18 protein-coding genes are annotated in these 20,210 nt (G+C 66.7%); 9 read left to right on the top strand and 9 right to left on the bottom strand.

All coding sequences use genetic code 11. The features are described 5' to 3' along the window. The first annotated feature begins 11 nt into the window (after nt 1-11). Nucleotides 12-989: an alpha/beta hydrolase gene (locus ACFC0O_RS14165; protein ID WP_375957545.1), complete on the top strand. Its 978-nt coding sequence runs from the start codon at nt 12-14 to the stop codon at nt 987-989. Nucleotides 990-1,061: 72 nt separating this feature from the next. Here the strand turns inward: ACFC0O_RS14165 and ACFC0O_RS14160 are convergent, their stop codons facing one another. The 5 genes from ACFC0O_RS14160 to ACFC0O_RS14140 form a co-directional block, all read right to left on the bottom strand. Then, complete coding sequence (locus ACFC0O_RS14160; protein WP_375957542.1) at nt 1,062-1,733, bottom strand: GPP34 family phosphoprotein; 672 nt, start codon at nt 1,731-1,733, stop codon at nt 1,062-1,064. Nucleotides 1,734-1,919: 186 nt separating this feature from the next. Continuing rightward, on the bottom strand, nt 1,920-2,642 hold the full coding sequence (locus ACFC0O_RS14155; RefSeq protein WP_375960712.1) for a hypothetical protein: 723 nt from the start codon (nt 2,640-2,642) through the stop codon (nt 1,920-1,922). A 150-nt stretch (nt 2,643-2,792) separates the two neighbouring features. After that, on the bottom strand, nt 2,793-3,077 hold the full coding sequence (locus tag ACFC0O_RS14150) for a hypothetical protein (RefSeq protein WP_375957539.1): 285 nt from the start codon (nt 3,075-3,077) through the stop codon (nt 2,793-2,795). Nucleotides 3,078-3,484: 407 nt separating this feature from the next. Then, complete coding sequence (locus ACFC0O_RS14145; protein WP_375957537.1) at nt 3,485-4,453, bottom strand: alpha/beta hydrolase; 969 nt, start codon at nt 4,451-4,453, stop codon at nt 3,485-3,487. Between the two features lie 37 nt (nt 4,454-4,490). Beyond that, nucleotides 4,491-4,808: a putative quinol monooxygenase gene (locus ACFC0O_RS14140; RefSeq protein ID WP_375957534.1), complete on the bottom strand. Its 318-nt coding sequence runs from the start codon at nt 4,806-4,808 to the stop codon at nt 4,491-4,493. A gap of 173 nt (nt 4,809-4,981) precedes the next feature. On the opposite strand from ACFC0O_RS14140, the gene ACFC0O_RS14135 reads away from it, so the two are divergent. Next, on the top strand, nt 4,982-5,872 hold the full coding sequence (locus ACFC0O_RS14135) for an AraC family transcriptional regulator N-terminal domain-containing protein (protein ID WP_375957532.1): 891 nt from the start codon (nt 4,982-4,984) through the stop codon (nt 5,870-5,872). Here ACFC0O_RS14135 and ACFC0O_RS14130 read toward each other — a convergent pair. From ACFC0O_RS14130 to ACFC0O_RS14120, 3 genes are all read right to left on the bottom strand, one after another. Beyond that, on the bottom strand, nt 5,809-6,516 hold the full coding sequence (locus tag ACFC0O_RS14130; RefSeq protein ID WP_375957530.1) for a class I SAM-dependent methyltransferase: 708 nt from the start codon (nt 6,514-6,516) through the stop codon (nt 5,809-5,811). The two genes, ACFC0O_RS14135 and ACFC0O_RS14130, sit on opposite strands and share 64 nt — an antisense overlap. Nucleotides 6,517-6,668: 152 nt before the next feature. Then, nucleotides 6,669-9,446, bottom strand: a complete 2,778-nt coding sequence (locus ACFC0O_RS14125) for an AAA family ATPase (protein ID WP_375957527.1) — start codon at nt 9,444-9,446, stop codon at nt 6,669-6,671. Beyond that, a complete protein-coding gene (locus tag ACFC0O_RS14120; RefSeq protein ID WP_375957524.1) occupies nt 9,443-10,669 on the bottom strand; it encodes a low temperature requirement protein A in 1,227 nt (408 codons plus the stop codon). Before ACFC0O_RS14120 ends, ACFC0O_RS14125 begins: the two co-directional genes overlap by 4 nt. Nucleotides 10,670-10,856: 187 nt before the next feature. On the opposite strand from ACFC0O_RS14120, the gene ACFC0O_RS14115 reads away from it, so the two are divergent. From ACFC0O_RS14115 to ACFC0O_RS14095, 5 genes are read left to right on the top strand one after another with little or no spacing between them, the layout of a single operon-like run. Then, nucleotides 10,857-11,399, top strand: a complete 543-nt coding sequence (locus ACFC0O_RS14115; protein WP_375957521.1) for a 2Fe-2S iron-sulfur cluster-binding protein — start codon at nt 10,857-10,859, stop codon at nt 11,397-11,399. Next, the gene (locus tag ACFC0O_RS14110) at nt 11,396-12,388 is read left to right on the top strand and encodes an FAD binding domain-containing protein (RefSeq protein ID WP_375957518.1); all 993 of its coding nucleotides are present in this window, start codon (nt 11,396-11,398) and stop codon (nt 12,386-12,388) included. The genes ACFC0O_RS14115 and ACFC0O_RS14110 overlap by 4 nt, the downstream gene beginning before the upstream one ends. A 23-nt stretch (nt 12,389-12,411) precedes the next feature. Continuing rightward, complete coding sequence (locus ACFC0O_RS14105; RefSeq protein WP_375957515.1) at nt 12,412-14,526, top strand: xanthine dehydrogenase family protein molybdopterin-binding subunit; 2,115 nt, start codon at nt 12,412-12,414, stop codon at nt 14,524-14,526. Next, the gene (locus ACFC0O_RS14100; protein ID WP_375957512.1) at nt 14,523-15,530 is read left to right on the top strand and encodes an XdhC family protein; all 1,008 of its coding nucleotides are present in this window, start codon (nt 14,523-14,525) and stop codon (nt 15,528-15,530) included. Before ACFC0O_RS14105 ends, ACFC0O_RS14100 begins: the two co-directional genes overlap by 4 nt. A gap of 10 nt (nt 15,531-15,540) precedes the next feature. Then, nucleotides 15,541-16,422: an AraC family transcriptional regulator N-terminal domain-containing protein gene (locus ACFC0O_RS14095; RefSeq protein ID WP_375957509.1), complete on the top strand. Its 882-nt coding sequence runs from the start codon at nt 15,541-15,543 to the stop codon at nt 16,420-16,422. Nucleotides 16,423-16,441: 19 nt separating this feature from the next. Here the strand turns inward: ACFC0O_RS14095 and ACFC0O_RS14090 are convergent, their stop codons facing one another. Continuing rightward, entirely contained in the window at nt 16,442-17,410 is a 969-nt protein-coding gene (locus ACFC0O_RS14090) for a LysR family transcriptional regulator (RefSeq protein WP_375957506.1), read from the bottom strand. Nucleotides 17,411-17,536: 126 nt separating this feature from the next. On the opposite strand from ACFC0O_RS14090, the gene ACFC0O_RS14085 reads away from it, so the two are divergent. Both ACFC0O_RS14085 and ACFC0O_RS14080 read left to right on the top strand, forming a co-directional pair. Beyond that, entirely contained in the window at nt 17,537-18,802 is a 1,266-nt protein-coding gene (locus ACFC0O_RS14085; RefSeq protein ID WP_375957503.1) for an MFS transporter, read from the top strand. A gap of 72 nt (nt 18,803-18,874) precedes the next feature. Further along, entirely contained in the window at nt 18,875-20,137 is a 1,263-nt protein-coding gene (locus ACFC0O_RS14080; RefSeq protein ID WP_375957500.1) for an SGNH/GDSL hydrolase family protein, read from the top strand. Nucleotides 20,138-20,210: the final 73 nt, after the last annotated feature.

Below are 20,210 nucleotides of genomic sequence, written 5' to 3'. Positions count from 1 at the left end.
AGGGACACATAATGACTCGCCGCCTGCTGCGGGGTCTCACGACGATATGCCTGCTGCTGGCGGCGCTGCTGCCCGCTGCGGCGCACGCCGATCCGGGCGGTGGCCCGGCGCTATTGGGCGTACGGCCGCTCGGCGGCAATCAGTTCGAGGCCAGCGTGTATTCGGCGGCGATGGATCGGGTTGTCCCGGTGTGGATTTCCCACCCGGGGCATTCCGCGCCCGCACTGTATCTGCTCAATGCGATCGACGGCGGCGAGGCGGGTGGGCCCTGGACCCAGCGCACCGACGCGGCGGCGTTCTTCGCCGATAAACCGGTGACCGTGATCCAGCCGATCGGCGGTCGGGCCTCGCTCTACACCGACTGGGCCGCCGACGATCCGGTGCTCGGACGCAATAAATGGTCGAGCTTCCTGCTCGATGAACTGCCCGCCGTGCTGTCCGATCGATTCGCGCTGAACGGCGCCAATGCCATTGCGGGAACCTCGATGTCGGCGGGATCGGCCTTGGCTCTGGCCGCCGCCGCACCCGGGCGGTTCGCGGCGGTCGGCTCATACAGCGGCTGCCCGCGCACCGACGATCCGGTCTCGCGGGCAATGGTGCGGGCGCAGCTCCGGCTGTTCGGCGCGAACCCGGACAATATGTGGTCTCCGGGTGATCCCGCCTGGGCGGCCAACGACGCGGTGCTCAATGCCGAGCGGTTACGCGGTGTGGCGCTGTACATTTCGGCGGGCAACGGGGCGCCCGGCATCCACGACACCCTCGGCGATCCGTCGATCGGCGGCGATGTCCCGCGCTTGACCGACCGGCTGGCGATCGGCGGAACCATGGAAACCGTGGTGCACGACTGCACCAGGTCTCTGACTGATCGCCTTGCGGCGCTGGGTATCCCGGCCACCACCGTGTTCCGCAACGGCACGCACGCCTGGCCGTACTGGCAGGACGATCTGCACGACTCGTGGCCGGTGTTCGCCGCCGCCCTGGGTGTGTGAGAGCGAGTCCATCTCAGCGGACGCTCGGTGCCGGAAGCCAGTTCCGCACCGAGCGCCCGCATGACTATCCGATCAGACAGCGCCGGTGAACAGGCCCGCCTGAGTGGTGTGCACGGCGCGTTCGATCACCTGCACCACCGGCGCGCACACGCCCTCGCGCTGCTGCGCGCGGGCCCGCCGCTCCACCACATCCGGTGCCCAACCGGCACATTGGGCTCCGGTGGCGCGCACCGACGACAGCAACGCGAGCAATCCCGCGGTCCTCGAGTCCGCGGGATGGCAGTCCAGCAGTACCCGCTGCAATTGCGAGCGGAGTCGCCGTTTGCCCGCCACGTCGACGGTGGGCCAGCTATCGACCCCGAACACACCCAGTACGCGCGTGCGCTCACATCGCACCCGCCCGCGCGCGATCAGCCGGACCAGCAGATCCTCACGCAAGCCACGCCCGAGCCCATCGAGCAGTCGCGCCGGAGTCTGCGGCTTACCCGCGATCGCCGCCCGCGCGGCGAGCAGAATTCCATCGGTGTCCGCGAGCGGCGTATCGAGGTTCGCGATCGCGCGCGGTGCGCGGCGGTTCTCGACGATCCGTACCGCCGGCACCGGCCGGTTCGGTGCGACACTGGTCAATTCGAGCAGCACCGCACCGGCCAGCACTCTGTCCATGACCGGACGGGCGAGCATCGGCTCTCCGGTGCGGTCATCATGCAATAGCCACAGCAGGTCCTCGGCGATCAACGGTGTCATGACGGCAACCCTGCCGCAGCCTCGCTGTGGACACGCTGAGAGACACGGCTGGCCTGCCCGGAGTGTTATCGAATGGCACGAAGACGTCGGGACATCACTCGTCACAGCACTGCCCGCCCGCGCATTTCTCACCGACCGAGAGCGTGTAGCGCCACGCAGACCACGTCGTCCCGATTCCATCGACATTCAGATCTCGTTGCGCCGCAAGCGCTCTCGGCGGGCCGCCACCGCGATTCCGGCCACCATCGGGATCGTCACCGCGAGCGATATCCAGCCCGTCCCCAATCCCAGCCCGTCCGAATGCGATGACGCCAACCAGTCGGTAATGGACGCACCCAGCGGGCGGGTCACCACGTAGGCCGACCAGAACGCCGCGACCGCGCCCATCCCGAACCAGCGATGCGCGATGGCGGGCACGGCGATCGCGACACCGAACAACACCGCCGAGGCCAGGTAACCCAGATGCAGGGTCGCAGCGGTCAGATCCCCGGCCACGGTGCCCAGCGCGAAGGTCGTCATGACCGTCGCCCAATAGAACGCCTCCCGGCGCCGCGTCGTAATGCTGTGCACGGAAAGTGTTCTCTCACTGCGGTACCAGGCCGCCAGAATGCTCGCGACGGCGATCGAGAACGCAATCGTGGACGCGGGCAGCGGAATACCCGCCACGAAATCGACGATATCGGCGACCATGGTGCCCACGATGCTCACCATCACCACCGCGGTCCAATAGATCCACACCTGATACCTCGACGCACGGAATTGCAGCCACAGACTCACGCTCAACAGGAGCACTCCGCCACCGACCGCCACCTCCGGCGGAAAGGTGTTCACCAGGAAATCGGAGAACGTCTCCCCCATTCCGGTGGACAGGATCTTGATCAGCCAGAACAGCACGCTGATCTCGGGCACTTTGCTCAACAACTGACGCGCGGGCGAAACAGGCGCCGTCACAGGGTTTGTCACGCGCACAGACTCGCAGCAGCCCGTTGAGAAACCGCTGTGAACGCCGAGTTGCGGGCCATCGCGGTCTGTGCAGTACCGAGCCCGCATTCGAGGGATTCACGGAAACACCGCGTCGAGGGCGACGTCGATGGTCTGACTGTGGCAGTTGATACCCCGGTCCGGCGTCGCCGCTGACGGGCGCAGCGCCGGCGCGAGACAGTGCCAGGTATCGAGCACGATGAAGTCCTGATCGGCCTCGGTAGCCGATTGGTACGCGGCGTCGAGCACCTCACGTGCCTGCCCGCAACTGATCGCACCGTGCAGTACCGAAACCTGGTAGCCGATGGCATACTGCGTACCCAGGGGCTGACCGGGTAGGTGCTCGCATGGAACGCGCCGCAACTGCCACCGGCCTGCACCACAACCGGGTCGGGGGTCGGTTCCGGCGCATCGGCCCACGGATTGTGCGAAGGATGGAAGAAGGAGGCGTACAGCAGCCAGAGCCAGAACAGTCCAAATGCGAAGGAGCCCAGCAAACCCACCACCGCCAGCACAGCAAGATATTTCAGCAGGCGCGCCGCTCGATGTCCGGCGCGACCACGCCCCTCCGCGCGGAGTGGCTCGGGCGCTCCCCCGGCCGGATCCCCGTCCCCGTCAGTACTTCGCCCCATCGCCCCGCCCGCCGACCGATGCCGAAATCCGGCATGCCAGTTTCGGATCCAGACTAGTTGGACCAGAACTGTTATGGCGGAACGCATTCGACACAAGCTCGGGCGCGGCGCGCGGGTGTGGGGTCGGCGAGGAACGGCTTACGGCTGCGCCATAGGCGAATTCAGGATTCTGACAAGCCAATCGGTACGGGCTCGACGGGCGGCGACGGCTAGTTCGGCGTGCGGGAACAGGGAGTCGAAGCCGTGGCAGCCGCCCGCCCATACGTGGAGTTCGGCCTGGCCGCCGGCGGCCCAGATACGACTGGCGTAGTCGACGTCCTCATCGCGGAAGACTTCGGCCGAACCGGCGTCGATATAGGTGGGCGGCAGTCCGGACAGATCCTCCGCATGACTGGGCGAGATGTAGGCGGGGATCCGGTCGGCGGGAAGGTCGGCCAGGACGGCGTTCCAGGCGAAGGCGTTGGTTTCACGGGTCCAGACCGCGGGCTCGCCGGAGTATTGACGGCTCGACGTGCTGGTGTTGTCGTGGTCGAGCATCGGACAGCTCAGAATCTGGGCGAGGATGGCCGGTCCGCCCAGATCGCGGGCCATGAGGGTGACCCCGGCGGCGAGGCCGCCGCCCGCGCTGGTGCCCGCCACGATAATGCGGCCGGGGGAGATGCCGAGTTCCTCGCTGTGCGCGGCGATCCAGCACAGTCCCCGGTAGCAATCCTCGACGGGGATGGTGCCCGCGTGTTCGGGGGCCAGCCGGTAGTCGACGGTGACCACGATGGCGCCGGTGGCATCGAGCCAGTCCAGCGGGATGTCCAGCTGGGAGTACCTGTCGCCCATGATCATTCCGCCGCCGTGCATCCAGTAGACGCACGGCGAGGCAGCCTCGGCGGCGGCCGGAGTCAGGATGGTGAGTGCGATATCGGATCCGTCGGCGGCGGGTGCGATCGCCTCACGCCGCTCGACCGACCGGGTGCTCAGCAGCTCTTCGATCGACGTCGACGGATACCGGCGCAGTTGGGTGAGGATCTCGGGCGTGATCTCGGGAACCAGCGGCATCGCGGTGAGCAGAGCGGCCAGTTCCGGGTCGAGGGCGGGGCGGGCAAGAGGTGACATGAGTTTTTCCTTTGCGGTGTTCGAGTGAAATCGGTTGTCAGAGAATTGCTTTGCCGCCGACCGGGACGTAATCGGTGTAGGGCCCCTCATTCGCGACGAGCTCTTTGACCTGCGCGACGATCGCCTGGGCGGCCGCGCCGGCGAAGATCCGGTGGTGGTCCTGTTCGCTGGTCCAGCCCTCGGTGACGTGGATCGTGTTCGGATCGGTGGCCGATCGGCAGACGAGGTAGACCAGGCAGTACTCGCTCGCGCCCGGATTACCGTCGGCCAGTCCGGACAGCAGCAGTTCGACGAGTTCGTCGGCCTTGCCGGGCCGGGCGGTCAGGGTCGCGTTGAATCCGTAGTTGACGGTCATGTCGAAGTCCTTCATGTGTAGTGTGATGCTCCCGGACGATGGAATCGTCCGGTGCTCGTGCTGATTCAATTTCACCGTTTGAACTGCTGCTCGAGTACAAGAGAACTCTCGATCACTTGCCCGATCCTCTCGTTCGGCGGAGTTTTGACGAAGCGGTGTGCTGCAATCGGCAGATGAGTTTCGACGAGCTCGACGCGCTGCTGGCGCGCCATGTTCGCGCCGATCAGACGACCGCGATCGATGGATTGCATATCGCCTCGATCACCCGTTCCGGCCCACCCGCGCTGGAGATGTCCGGAACGGTGCTGGCGGTGCTCGTGCGCGGCTGCAAACGTCTCGCGGTCGGCGATCGCGTCCACGAATACCGCCCGGGCGGATATCTGGTCGCATCGATCGATCTACCGGTGACCGGTCATTTCGTCGACGCCCGATCCGACAGTCCCGCACTGGGTTTCGCTCTGGAACTGGATGCGGCGTCCATCGCCGAACTGCTGCTCGACGCCGCTCCCGCCGACTTGACGCGGAGCCGATCGGCACCCGCCCCGGGCATCGCGGTCGGCACGCTCGGCCCCGAATTGCTCGATGCCTCGGTTCGCCTGCTCCGACTCCTGGACCACCCCCGCGACCGCACGGCGCTCGCCCCACTGATCAAGCGAGAGATGTTGTGGCGCTTGATCACCGGTGACCAGGGCCCGGTGGTCCGCCAGCTCGGACTCGCCGATAGCGGCCTGCACCATATCGCCCGGGCCGTGCGCTGGATCCGTGACAACTACAGCGAACCGTTCCAGGTCGCGGATCTGGCCCACCGGTCCGGGATGAGCCCGTCGGCGTTCTACCGAAACTTCCAGGCGGTCACGACCCAGAGTCCCATTCAGTTCCAGAAGCGCATCCGGCTCGAACAGGCCCGCCTGCTGCTCACCGCGCAACCGAACGATGTCACCGCCATCGCCCACCGCGTCGGCTACGACAGCCCTTCGCAATTCAGCCGCGAATACCGCCGTCACTTCGGCCGACCGCCCAGTGTGGATGTGCGAGGTGCCCGAGACGTGGCGACCGTCGCGTGACGGTCACCGATGCCTGACGCCTCACGCACCTGCGCGGTGGTGCGATCGGTCACCGGGCGCGGTCTGCGGCAGTAGTAGACGAAGGCCGGTGGCATATTCGCCCAAACGGTGCGACAGGCCAGTACCTCCTCGAAATAATCGGCTAGCCGACGCCGTAGCCGACGGGCCAGCGGCATCCAGCGGGTGGAGGTGTAGGCGAAGGTGCAGAACACTCCGTCCGGCGTCAGGCCGTCGACGATGGCGGCGAGCAGATCGTCCTGCTGTCCGGGCGCGAACGCGGCCCAGGGCAGGCCGCTGACGATAACGTCCGCCTGATCGAACCCGTTGACGGTCAATATATTTCGCAGTTCGCACGCATCGGCCGTCGCTATCCGCACCTGCGGGAAGTCAGCGGCGAGCGCCGCCGCGAAACGGTCGTTGATCTCGACGGCGAGGTGATGGCCGCGCCCGGCCAGCCGCTGCTGGATCGCCACCGTGAAAGCTCCGGTACCGGGACCCAATTCGAGCACGACGGGGTCGCCGTCCCTGGGAATGGGGATGGCAATTGCCTCGGCCAGCGATGGACCGCTGGGCGTGACCGCCGCGACTGTCCTTGGGGCGCGCAGAAATTCGGATAGGAAACCGGATCGGTGGATTGGTGTCATCGCGGATACTCCCGGACTCGGTGGATGTGATGGATCCACTGTCCGGTGCGCCGGGGTGCCGCCACATCTGTCATTCGACTCTCGTCATGGGCGATGATTACGACCGATGACTTAGTCCGCCAACAACTCCCGGCCGATTCGCGGCACCCGGGTCAGCCGGGTCGATCGTCCGCACTCTCGTCGGCACGCGATAGCGCGTCCGCCAGTCCGGCGCGTGAGCTCACTCCGAGTTTGGGATAGATTCGATACAGGTGAGCACCGACGGTTCGATGTGACAGGTACAGCTGTTCGCCGATCTGCTTATTGGACAGTCCGCGCGCGGCCAGCCGGGCGATCACGGTCTCCTGCGCGGTCAACGACTCGGGCGCGATGCTCGGCCCGGTCCGCTCGCCTTGGCGATATCCGCTGGCGCGCAATTCATTTCGCGCACGTTCCAGCCAGGGTGCGGCGTTCATGGCGGCGAACCCGTCGCGCGCGGCGATCAGATGCGGGCGCGCGCTCGTCGCCGCTGCGGTCCGGCGCAGCTTCTCCCCTAGCACCAACCGGATTCGTGAGGCCTCGAATTGCCACCGGTCGACCTCGGGGTCGTCGAGTATCGCCTCGAGCCGGGTCAGGGCGGCCGGGTCGTCGCTGATGAGAACCTCGGCACCGGCAACGAGCAGCGCCATCCGCGGCGACAGCGCGGCCACCTCGGCCGCACGCATCGCCTGCACGTGGGCGCGTGCCTCCGGGACACGGCCGGTGCGCACGGCGGCCTCGACCACATCGAACATGACCCAGGTGCAATGCGGCACATGGGAAGCGAGCACACCCGGCGGACTCATCGCGGTCGCGTGCTGGTATCCGGCCTCGAAATCACCGCGGCCCAGCGCGGCAAGCACCAGCGGATGGCGAGCGAACAGGATCGCCGCGGTGACTCCGCGTGGGCGGGCCCAATAGGTGATTTCCTCGGCCAGGGCATCGGCTTCGGCGAAGCGGCCCCGGCCCGCGGCCATCAGCGCGCGGTGGTATCGGAAATACCAGGCGAAGAACGGGAAACCGCCGCTGTCGCAGACCCTTTGGCCCTCGTTCGCGAGATGCTCGGCCTCATCCCATCGACCGGTCAGATAGTCGTCCAGACACAAATGCATCAGTGCGCCGATATGCCGGCGGGGTGGACCGCCATTGCGGCCCTGGTGGACGATGCGCCATGACGGCTGGCGTGAATCAGCGAGCCGATCCAGGTATACCGATGCCGTGCCTATCCGCATGATCCTGGTGGGATCGGTTTCCTCGGGCAGTCTCGCCAGTACCGCGTCCGCCAACTCCGGCACGGACCCACCGGTTCGCACAGGATCGGGAAAGGTCTTGCTGAGCAGGGCCAGGATCGGCGGTGGTTCCGGGACGAGGCGCGCCAGCGCGCGGAAGTACGGCTCCCAATAGTGTGGTGCCGAGCCATACCAGCACAGCAGTAGCAGGGTATGCATGGCCTCGATCAACGCCGGATCGTCGGCCCGGTAGTGGTGGTCACCGGTTTCGATCGCGCCCACCAGCAATCGGTGTGCCGTGGTGACATCGCCATCGCCGTTGAGCATGAGGAAGGCCGCGGCATTCGCCGCGTGTAGCGAACCCGTGGAATCCGGGGTGGCCTGATGGGCGTCGGTCAGCAGTCCATGGGCGGTGTCGCCGGCGCCACCCGCCTCCGCCCCGATATAGGCGGCTTCGGCTAGTCGACGACCCCGATCGGCGTTCGCGGGACTCAATTCGGCCGCTCGGATCAGTGACACCACGGCCGCGAACGCATCCCCGCGCAACATGGTTCGATGTGCGGCCGCCTCGAGCAATCCGGCGACGGTCTCGTCCGGACCATCGGCGGCGTGTGCGAGATGCCAGGCACGACGCTCCTGGTCCTCGGAACTGGCCTGCGCGAGCTGAATATGCGCGCCCCGGCGCTCCTCATGGGTCGACATCGCGACAATGGCCGACCGAATCAGCGGGTGCCGGAACAGCATTCGCGCGCCGACGGCATCGACGCGTACCAGCTGTGCGCGCTCCGCGGCGGCCAGGCCGATCAGGCCCTCGCCGGTATCGAGGATCGTGCGCAGCACCCGCAGCTCACCCGCCCCTTCGAACGCCGCGAGCAGCAGCAACCGGCGGGTCTGCTCGGGCAGCGCGGACAGACGGGCGGCGAACATTGCCTGTAATCGCTCATTGAGCGGTATCAGCTCATCCTGGGACACGCTGACATGGACGGACTCGGTGAGCGTGCACGGAAGTTCGAGCAGAGCGAGCGGATTGCCTCGCGCAAGGTCGAGCAACCGACGTCGGTGCGGTGGGCGCAGGCACGGGTATGTCGTATCGAGCAACGCCTCGGCGGCCGGGTCGGGCAGAGCTTCGATCGACAACTCGGGCATATCCCCGCGCTGTGGAAACCCCTCCGCGCCCGAGCGTACCGAAACCAGCAGTCCGACACCGGTTCCCGTGATCCGGCGGGCGATGAATCCCAGCACTACCGCGCTGGCGCGGTCGATCCACTGAATATCGTCCACCAGCAACACCACCGGTCGCTCGGCGGCGACGGCGTCCAGCAACAGCAGTGCCGCGGTGCACACCGGTAGTACGTCCGGTGCGGGTCCCGCTCCGAAACCCAGTGCGACAGACAGCGCCTCGGCCGCGCCGGGGGCCAGTAGCGGCAGGCGCGCACGCAATGGCATCAGCAGTTGATTGAGCGCGGCATAGCTGACATCGGCCTCGAACTCCGATCCGGAGGCGCGCAGGACCGTCATTCCCTCGGCGGCGGCGCATCGTGCGGCCGTTGCCAGCAGGACGGATTTGCCGACACCCGGTTCGCCCCTGAGCATTACGGCTGCACCGCCGTCGCGCAGACCTTCCAGAAAGCCGGTCAGGGCGGCCAGCTCGGCCTCGCGCCCGAAAAGTACGACCGCGCTCATGCGACGAGAGTCGTGGGCCGCAGACCGGCCTCAGGCACGGATATCGGCGATAGACGATCGAGTACCAGGACGCCGAAAAGCAGTGCTGCTGTGACACCGAGCGCCGCGAGCGGTGGAATTCGACTCAGTACGGCAGTGGCCGCGACCATGATCAGCGCGGCGAGCAGTCGCGGACCCATCACCACACCCACGACACGGCGCGCGAACAGCGCGGTTCCGGTCAGGTAGAGCGCGGCCCCACCGGCAAGCGCCGCCGCCCCGAACAACCCGAACGCCCCGGTGCCGGAGATATGGGCCATAGCCGTCTCGATTCCCAAGGCCGACACCACGATTCCCGCGACGATCGGTAGATGTAGATAGGTGTAGCCATGGTGGGCCGCGCGTGATCGGTCTCGATCATCGAGGCCGCACAGCGCGCGCTCGGCGGCGGACGCGAGCTCGGTGAAATAGGCCCGCCACAGCGCGATGGCGATCGCCATCGCCAACAGCACCCCGGTCAGCAGTGGAATATCGATCGGCCCGGCTCCCACCCCGATCGCCACGGTGGATTCGCCCAATGCCAGGATCACCACGAGCCGGTGCCGTTCGACGAAATGCGTCGCCGAACTGATCCGGCTGCGCACACCCCACGTGGTGAGGTTCGCGATCACCGGTTCGACGGTCACCGCCGCCAGTACACACCACACCTGCCACGGAGATCCGAGGACCACACCGGCCACCAGCAGTGCGGACGAGGGGATGATCGACAGGCATACGGTCTGCACGACCTCGCGCCGGGCCGCGGGGCCGCCCACGGAGGTGAGCAGGTAGACGGTCAGGTGCGTGAGCCGGGCCACCAGGTAGGCCGCCACGAAGATCAGCGGCCCGGATAGTCCGCCCGCCCGATCCGCGTAGGCTTCCGGCACCACGACCGCGACGACGAACACCGCCGTCACACCCGTGAACATGGCGCCGCGGACGAATCCCTCGTCGGCGTGCAATTGGTTGGCCAGCCAGCTGTACGCGGTCCAGGACCACCACAGCAGGGCCAGCACGGTCAGTCCCCGCAGGACGCCCATCGCGGAGTGCGAATCCGCCATCAAACGGCTGACCTGTGTGAACCCGAAAACGTATGCGAGATCGAAGAAGAGCTCGACGCTGGTGACCCGATCGCCCTCCACACTTGCCACCGCGGTGGGACGGCCATCCCGGGTCGGGTGCTGCTTCCCGATTCGTCGGCTCACCGCAGGCTCCTCGCTGTGTATCCCGATTGTTGCCGTCATTCATCCGTGCGCGTTCGGAGAAGTCAACGAGGTCGGCAGGATCGTGCAAGTGACCGCGACTTCTGTGTTACCGCAACCGATTCCGAGACTGGTTACATGGAAAGGGTGTTGGACATCGGGTCCATCGCGACGGCGGGAGGGTCAGGCCATGGTCGACGATATGCGCAGCGAGATAACGCTTTTCGTCAACGGGAAGACGCAATCGCTGGAGGTCGACAATCGCCGCACGCTCCTGGACGCGGTCCGTGAGGACCTGGGCTGCACCGGCCCGAAGAAGGGGTGCGACCACGGCCAGTGCGGGGCCTGCACCGTATTGCTGAACGGTCGCCGGATCGTGTCCTGCCTGACCCTGGCGGTCGCGGCACAGGGTGCGGAGATCACCACGATCGAAGGTATCGCCGATGGTGACGCCCTGGCGCCATTGCAGGAGGCCTTCGTTCGCCTCGACGGCTTTCAATGCGGCTTCTGCACTCCGGGACAGATCTGTTCGGCGCTCGCGATGCTGTCCGAGCATGCCCAGGGTTGGCCCAGTGCGGTGACGGCCGACGTCTCGCCGGACGCACCGCTGCCCGAACTCGACGCCGCCGAGGTCCGAGAACGATTGAGCGGCAACCTGTGCCGGTGTGGCGCGTATCCGTCGATCGTGCGGGCCACGCTGGAAATGGCCGCGCGGAAAGGGATTTCATCGTGAAGGAGTTCGCGTATCAGCGTGCGACCGAGATCGGCGAGGCGCTGCACCTGGCAGTGGCGGGTGGCGACACCCGTTACCTGGGAGGGGGAACCAATCTGGTGGACTTGATGAAGCATGGCGTGGAAGCCCCGGAACGACTCATCGATATTCGGTTCCTGCCACTCGGCGGAATCTCCGAGATCTCCGGTGGCGGAATGTTGCTGGGCGCGACGGCCACCAATAGCGATATCGCCGCGCACCCCAATATCCGCCGCCGGTATCCCGCAGTATCGCAGGCGATTCTGGCGGGCGCGTCCGGGCAGTTGCGAAACATGGCGACAGCGGCGGGAAACCTATTGCAGCGCACACGATGTGGGTACTTCGCCGATCCGAGCGCGCCATGCAACCGGCGCGCGCCCGGGAGCGGATGCGGCGCCACGAGCGGGGAGCATCACAACCACGCGATCCTGGACTGGACGCCCAGTTGCGTCGCGACCCATCCCTCCGATATGGCCGTCGCGCTTGCCGCCTTCGACGCCGAGGTGCGGTACCAGACCACGGAAGGTACCGGGGTAATGCCACTTTCGCGGTTCTACCGGCCGGTCGGCGATTCCCCGCACCTGGAAACCACCCTGCCCGAACACGCCCTGATCACCGGAATCGCGCTGCCACCTGTCCCCGAATCGATGCGGTCGCGCTATCGCAAGGTCCGCGAGCGCGCCTCCTACGCCTTCGCCACCGTGTCCATCGCGGCGGCACTGGAGGTACGGGACGGGCACATTCTCGAGGTCCGTATCGCGCTGGGCGGAGTCGCTTCCCGGCCCTGGCGGGCGCGGATCGCGGAGGACATGGTGCGCGGCGCCACCCCCGGCGCGGAACTGTTCCGGGCCGCCGCCGACGCCGAGTTGGCGACGGCGCGGCCGCTGCGTGACAACGCCTACAAGGTGGCCCTGGCGCGCAATCTCATCGCGACCGTGCTGACCGAACTGGCTGCCTCCGCACGGCTTTGACTCCCTCCAGCAGAAGGATCGCCATGATTACACCGCCACCGACGCCAGAGGCCGGTCACTCCGGCGCGATCGGCGTCGCTCGCGCCCGCCTCGAGGGACCCGGCAAGGTGACCGGAGCGGTCAAGTACGCCGCCGATGAACCCGTCAAGGATCTGGCGTTCGGATACCTTGTGACAGCGCCGATCACCCGCGGCCGCATTCGTGCGATCGACGCCGCGCCGGTGCGGAGTATGCCCGGGGTGCTGGCGGTCATCGACCATACGAACGCCACGCGCTTGAACCCCGAAGCGGGCTCCTACTTCGGGCCGGACGGGAATCTGCAATTGCTGCAGTCCACCGAAATCCCCTATGCGGGTTGGCCGGTCGCGGTGGTCGTGGCCGAGACCTGGGAACAGGCGCGGCATGCGGCGACGCTGCTGCGCGTCGACTACGAGGAGTTCCCCCACGACACCGCCTTCCGCACCGATCACCCCGCCGCCCGCCCGGCACTGGACCTCTTCGGTCCCGAAGCCGCGCTCGGTGACCTCGCGGCCGAGTTCGAGGCCGCCGCGATCATTGTCGACGAGCGCTATCGCACACCCGAAGAGTATTGCAGCGCAATGGAACCGCACTCGGCCACCGCGTGGTGGGACGGCTCTGATCTGCACGCGGTCGATACCAATCAGGGGCCGTGGATCGTCGCGGGGGCGCTGTCGGCGCTGTTCGACGTCGGCCCGGGGCGCGTCCATATCCGCGCCGAGCACGTCGGCGGCGGATTCGGTTCCAAGGGATTGTGCGGTCCGCAACTGATCCTGGCTGTCCTGGCCACGACCGTGACCGGCAGGCCCGTCCGAATCACGTTGACCCGCAACGATGTCTTTCTCATCACCACGATGCGCCCGCCCACCGACCAGCGTGTGCGGATAGGCGTGGACGCGGACGGCCGCTTTCGCGCCCTGCAGCACGAGGCCGCATTCGCGGTATCACCGCTCGTCGAATATATCGAGGGCTGCACCGAACTCACCAAAACCCTGTATGCCGCCCCGGCCATTCACACCGGGCTGACCGTCATACCCGTCGATACGGTGCCGCCGTACTCGATGCGGGCCCCCGGTGCGGCCCCCGGTTCCTTCGCTCTCGAATCCGCGGTCGACGAGGTCGCCGAGCGGCTGGGTATCGATCCGGTCGAGCTTCGATTGCGCAATGAGCCCGCCGTCGGCCCGGTGTCCGGGCTGGCGTTCAGCAGCCGCGAGTGGGGTGCGTGCCTTCGGGAGGGAGCGCGCCGTTTCGGCTGGGATGGGCGTGATCATCGGCCGCGGCGCAGATCCGAGGGCGCACTGCTGATCGGAACCGGGGTGGCCACAACCAGTTTCAGCGTCGGGGCATTTCCGTCCTCGGCATCGATCACCGCTGAATCCGATGGCACCTTCACGGTGGCGATCGGTGCGGCCGATATCGGCACCGGTGCGCGTACCGCACTGACCGCCGTCGCCGCCGATGCGCTCGGGATCGGGATCGGCCGGATCCGGCCGTTGCGAATCGCCGACAGTGATCTCGGCGCGGCCTGGAGTGCGGGCGGCTCCCGGGGCACGACCTCGTGGACCTGGGCGATCAGCGAGGCCGCGACACGATTGCGGGCGCTGCTGCGCACCACTCTCCCCGCGACGGTAGCGGTCGATACCGCTTCTCTGCTCGGCGATCTGGCCACACGCGAACGCCACGCCTACAGCGCGGTATTCGCCGAAGTGGCGGTCGATATCGCCAGCGGGGAGGTGCGAGTGCGGCGACTGCTGGGGATGTTCGCCATCGGGCAGGTGATCAATCCGCTGCTGGCGCGCAGTCAGGTGATCGGCGGGATGATCGGCGGGCTGTCGATGGCTCTGCACGAGGAGGGCGTTCGCGATCGGGTCACCGGCCGACTGGTCAATGCCGATTTCGCCGGCTACCACATTGCCGCGCACGCCGACGTCCCCGATATCGAGGCCGACTTCGTCGCGGACTATGAACCCGGAATCCCCCTGGGCGTCAAGGGGGCCGGGGAGATCGGCAATGTGGGCACCGCCGCCGCGATCGCCAATGCGGTATGGCATGCCACCGGTGTACGCCAGCGCACGCTACCGCTGCGAATCGACCGACTACTCGAAACCCCGGCTCGATGACCGCGGGCGACCGCCACCCGTGCATGCTGCGTGAAGTCTGGCCGTTCGTCGACGCGCACCACCGTGACGGCAGACCTGTCGTACTGGCCCGGCTCGTCGATCGGGACGGTCCGGGGGCCCGGCCGCTCGGCGCGGCGATGGCCGTGGCCGCCGACGGCACCTGGTGCGGCTCGATATCGGGCGGTTGTGTCGAGGGGAGCGTGCTCGGCGCGGCCCGCGAGGTGCTCACCGATGGCGTCGGGCGCATGCTGTCGATGTCTCCGGGCGATGAACTGGCACCGTGGGAGGCGGGTCCGGCCTGCGGCGGCGAGCTTCGGATACTTCTCACCCCCGCACCGCCCGACCCGGTGCACACCGCGATTACCAGCGCTCTCGAGCACGATGCCGATCTCACGATTCGAATCGAGCTACGGCCGCCGTACAGCTGGAGTGCCGCAACCGATTCCGGCGGGCCGATCGGGTCGGGTCCGGCGTATACCGAGTTGCTGACCCGGCGCCGTCGGCTCGTGCTGGCCGGGGCCACCGATCTCGCCGCGAGCGTGACCGTATTCGCCGAATCCGTTCATTACTCGGTGGTGATCGTGGATCCGCGACCGGCGCACCTGGAGTCCGGTGCGTTCTCCCGCTCGGCGAGACTGATTCGCGGATGGCCGGGTGAGTGGCTGACCGCGAACCCGCTGCGCGGCTACGATGCGCTCATCGCGGTGAGCCACGACCCGCGCATCGATGACGGTGCACTACGTGCGGCGCTCGCGGGAAAGGCGGGATTCGTGGCCGCGCTCGGCAGCCGGGCAACCCATGCCCAGCGCATCCGGCGGCTCTCCGGAACCGTTGGGCTGGAACGACTCACCGGGCCGGTGGGCCTGGATCTGGGAGGGATCACTCTTGCTGAAACAGCCCTTTCCATCGTCGGAGAGTTGGTCGCCGCCGGAAACGGGCGTACAGGCGGCCCATTACGCCGCGGCACCCACCCCATCCACTCCCGCCGGATCGCCTCGGCTTGACCGGGCACTGATGCTCGACGAACTGTGCGAGCTGATGGATCGCCATGCCCGTCCGGACCTGACCACCACCATCGACGAGGTCAAGATCTTCAAAGCCGTGGCGCCCCAGCCACCCCGGCCGGTGACCTACGGCCGGGTCTTCGCGCTGGTCGGGCAGGGCACCAAGCGATTCGCACTCGGCGAGCGCATGTACGAACACCGGGCCGGGCAGTATCTCGTTGCCTCACTGGATCTTCCGGTGGTCGCGCATTTCATCGAGGCCGCACCCGGTCGTCCCGGGCTCGGGGTGGGCCTGACGCTCGACCCCGCCGAGATCGTGCGAACGCTGCTGCACGCTCCGGCCGGTCTGCCCGATATGGGCGCGCTCACACCACCGGGTTTGGCGGTGAGCGAGGCCGAGGTCGAATTGATCGACGCGGTGCTGCGCCTGTTGCGATTGCTGGACCGGCCCGCCGATATCGCCGTTCTCGCACCGCTGATCAAACGGGAGATCCTGTGGCGGCTCATCACGGGCGAACAGGGGGCGATGATCCGCCAATTCGGCACGCCGGAAAGCAATCTCAACCATATCGCCGCCGCGATCCACTGGATCAGGAGGCACTATCAGGTGCCATTCCGGGTGGAGGATCTCGCGAATCGCGCGGCGATGAGCGTGTCCGCGTTCCATCGCAGCTTCCAGACCGTCACCGCGATGAGTCCGGTCCAGTTCCAGAAACGCATTCGCCTGAACGAGGCTCGCCTGCTGTTGATCGCCGATCCCAGCGATGTCACGGGTGTGGGGCGCACGGTCGGCTATACCAGCCCTTCGCAGTTCAGCCGTGAGTACCGGCGCCAATTCGGCGCACCGCCGAGTGTGGACGCGCGGGCCTTCCAGAGCGGGGTATCGACCTGACTCGACCGCTGGCGTTCGCTCAGGGGAGGTGGTTGCGCTCGCGTGTACGTACCGAAATAGGTTGTGCCCATTGAGGTATCCAGGTTTCAGCGCCCGGCCTGGGCCGAGATCTGGAATCGAGGAAATCGCGCAGGGCGGCAAGGGCCGGATGGCGGTTGTCGGCGCGCCAGATGATCGACAGGGGGTAGATCAGGGCGGGGTTGCGTACCGGGATGCGGCGCAGGTCGTAGCTGTCGGGCCAGAGGAATCGGGTGCCTTCGCCGATCAGGGTCGCCAGATCGGTTGATTCGGAGATCTCCTCCAGGAGGGCTTCTTTCGCGAAGACCGGGCCGAGGCGGTCGATGGTGAGATCGAAGGTGGTGGTGAGTTCGGTGAAGTACTCGGCTACTTCACCGTGGGCGGGGAGGCCGGGCATCCAGATTCGGTGGCCGGATAGTTGGTGCGGGGTGAGGGTGCGGGCGTTGGCGAGGGGGTGGCGGGGGCCGACGAGGAGTTGGTGGGGTTCGTCGATTATTCGGGCGGTGCGGATCGATTCGGGGAGGCGGTAGTGGGTGGGGACGGCATGGAAGGTCGCGTCGATCGTGCCGGTGTCGACGGCAGCGACCGCCCCGTCCAGGTCGGCGTCGAGGGTGATGATGTCCAGGTCGATGCCGGGGTTTGCGCGGTGGAAGTCGTGCAGGAGTGTGGAGGTGATGATGCGGCGGGCGACGATGTCGATGCGCAGCGCCCGGCGGCCGGGGCGCACCGCTGCGTCGGCGCGATCGGCTACGCGGACGAGTTCGCGAGCATGCGGCAGGAAGGCTTGGCCGTCGATGGTCAGTTGCGCGCCTCGGGGAGTGCGGGCGAACAGTCGCACGTCGAGGTATTTCTCCAGTGCCGCAATGCGTTTGGAGACAGCCTGCTGGGTGATCGACAGGGCGTCGGCGGCTTCGGAGAATTGGCCCGTCTCCGCGGCGGTGACGAAGGTGCGCACGGCGTTGAGATCCACGTAGCCAACCTAGTTGAACAACCATTGGTTGTGGCTCGCCGATCAGGTTGTTGTTTGATCGGCGCTCTTCGGCCCTGGTTTGATCTCAGCGATCAACAGTGAGTTGTTCGGTGAGAGGTGGATTTCGTGGCTGCCAGACGATCTTTGGGCCGCCGGTTCCGATGGCTGTGGACGTCCTATGCGATCAGCGCGTATGGCTCGGGGTTGGGGTTCGGGGCGCTACCGCTCATCGCGGTGCTGGTATTGGATGCCAGTCCGATCGAGGTGTCGATACTGGCGGCGATGGGGCCGGCGGTGGGTGCGCTGATCGCGCTGCCGCTCGGGCCTTGGGTGGAGTTTCGGCGTAAGCGGCCGGTGATGGTCGCGATGGATGTGATTCGGTGCGCGGCCATGGTGTCGATTCCGATCGCGTACGCGGTGGGGTGGCTCGGATTCGTTCAGCTGCTTGTTGTTTCGGCCGTGGTGGCCGCCGCCAAGATCGCGTTCAACGCGGCGAGCGGGGCCTATCTCAAATCCATTGTCCGGCAGGAGAATCTGCTCGTCGCCAACGCACGGTTCGAATCGACGAACTGGAGTTCCATTGCCGTCGGCCCGCCACTGGGTGGCGCGGCGATCGGGATGTTCGGGCCGGTGGTCACGGTGGTGGCAGATGCGCTGAGTTACCTGCTTTCCGCGTTGGCGCTCAGCGCGATTCGCGATCGGGACGACGAGCCGCCACATGTCGGCGCACCCGGGATGCGGGGTGGTCAACTGTTCGACGGTTGGCGGCACCTGTTCACGCACCCCGGCCTGCGTGCGCTCTATCTCAATCAGCTGATCGTCAGCGGATTGATCATGGCTACCGAACCGCTGTTGGCTGTCCTGCTACTGCGCGAGCTCGGATTCGCGCCCTGGCAGTACGGGCTCGCTTTCGCCGCGCCCTGCCTGGGTGGGCTGATCGGCTCGCGGCTGGCGACTCGCGTGGTGGCGCGATATGGGCGAGACCGGATCCTGCGGGTGGTCGGCACTCTGCGCGCGGTCTGGCTGGTCGGCCTGGTCTTCGTTCAGCCCGGGCTCGTCGGTCTGGTGATCGTGATCGGCGTTGAGCTCGCGATCATCATCGGCATGAGCCTGTACAACCCGGTGCTGGCCACCTATCGACTCGAGCACACCCCTGAAGAGCTTGTCGCACGAACGCTTTCAGCCTGGTCCATCGGCACGGGCGCAGCCATTGCCCTGCTGAGCACACTCGGTGGAGCGATAGCGGCCCTCACCAGTGCGCGCACGGCGATTGCGGTTGCGGGGGTCCTGATCCTCGCCAGCCCGCTACTGCTCCCCCAGCGCGACGGCTCCCAGCCCACGCAATCCACGGGTTCGGAATTGATCACCCAAACGGGAATGAAGTCCCGTTAGTGCCGGTTACCCCTTCCATCTCCACTTAACGGAACTTCAGAACTGTTAAGGAATCGCCGGAAGGACAGATCGATGAATAACACCTGGTGGGCACGCTTGGCCGCTGGAGCTGCTGCCGTGGTTGTCGCGGGCGGAATCGGGCTGACGGCCATTCGCGCCGATGGTGAACCCGCCCTCGCGTGGGATGCCACGTGGTCGGCGGCTCCGCAGCTGCCGAGCATTGGATTCGAACCGAATTGGGCCGAGCAGGGTTTCGACAATCAGACCGTGCGGCAGGTCGTGCGGATTACCGACGGTGGATCGGCCGCTCGGATCACGCTGTCCAACCAATACGGTGATCACGCGCTGCGTATCGGACGCGCCACCGTCGCCCGTACGGCGCAGGGAGCCGCGGTCGATTCGAATTCACTGCGGGAGCTGACATTCCACGGCGATAAGGCGATCGACCTTTCAGCCGGTGGCACTTTGACCAGCGATGCCGCCGATCTGCCTCTCGCACCGTTCGATTCGGTCACGGTGACCCTGTATCTGTCCGGTCCGACCGGTCCGGCCACTTTCCACTCGCAGGCGTACGCCAGCAGCTATCGCGCCGACGGTGAACATGCCGCCGATGCGGCGGCGGACTCCTTCACCGCGGTCACCCACTCCTGGTACTACCTCACCGATATCCAGGTCAGCGGTGCATCCGACGCCGAAACTCGCTCCACTGTCGTGACTTTCGGGGATTCGATCACCGACGGATTCGGATCGGTCAACGACACCAATACCCGGTATCCGGATCACCTCGCACAGCGGCTCGCTGCCGCCGGGATACCTCGCACCGTGCTCAACGAGGGGATCGGAGGCAATCTGGTCCTGCATGATTCAGCCTGGTTCGGGGAGAGCGGTGTCGCACGGTTCGAACGCGATGTGTTGTCCAAGCCGGACGTGAAGAGCGTGATCGTGCTGGGCGGACTCAACGACATCGGATTCTCCGAGGTGGATCTGCCCACCTACAAGCCCAATCCGCAAGTGTCGGTGCAGCAGTTGATCGATGGGCACCGCAGGCTGATCGCCGCGGCGCATGACGCCGGGGTGCGGATCATCGGCGCGACTCTGCTTCCGATGAAGGGAGCGGAGTACTACACGGCGACTTCCGCGGCGAAGATTCGCGAGTTCAACGAGTGGATGCGCACCAGCGGTGAGTACGACGCCGTGGCCGACTTCAATGCCGCGGTCGCCGACCCGTTCGATAGCGAAAAGCTCAATCCCGCTTTCGATTCCGGTGACCACAAGCATCCCAACGGTGCGGGATACCAGGCGATGGCCGCAGCGGTCGACCTCAACGCGCTCTGATCACCTCGATCGTCTTCATCGCCAGTCCCGTGTACCCGCGGGACTGGCGATGGTGGTGCGCGCTGGGCAATTT

Source organism: Nocardia sp. NPDC056100 (assembly GCF_042266325.1).
Classification (GTDB): Bacteria; Actinomycetota; Actinomycetes; order Mycobacteriales; family Mycobacteriaceae; genus Nocardia.
This window is presented reverse-complemented; position numbering and strand designations above follow the sequence as displayed.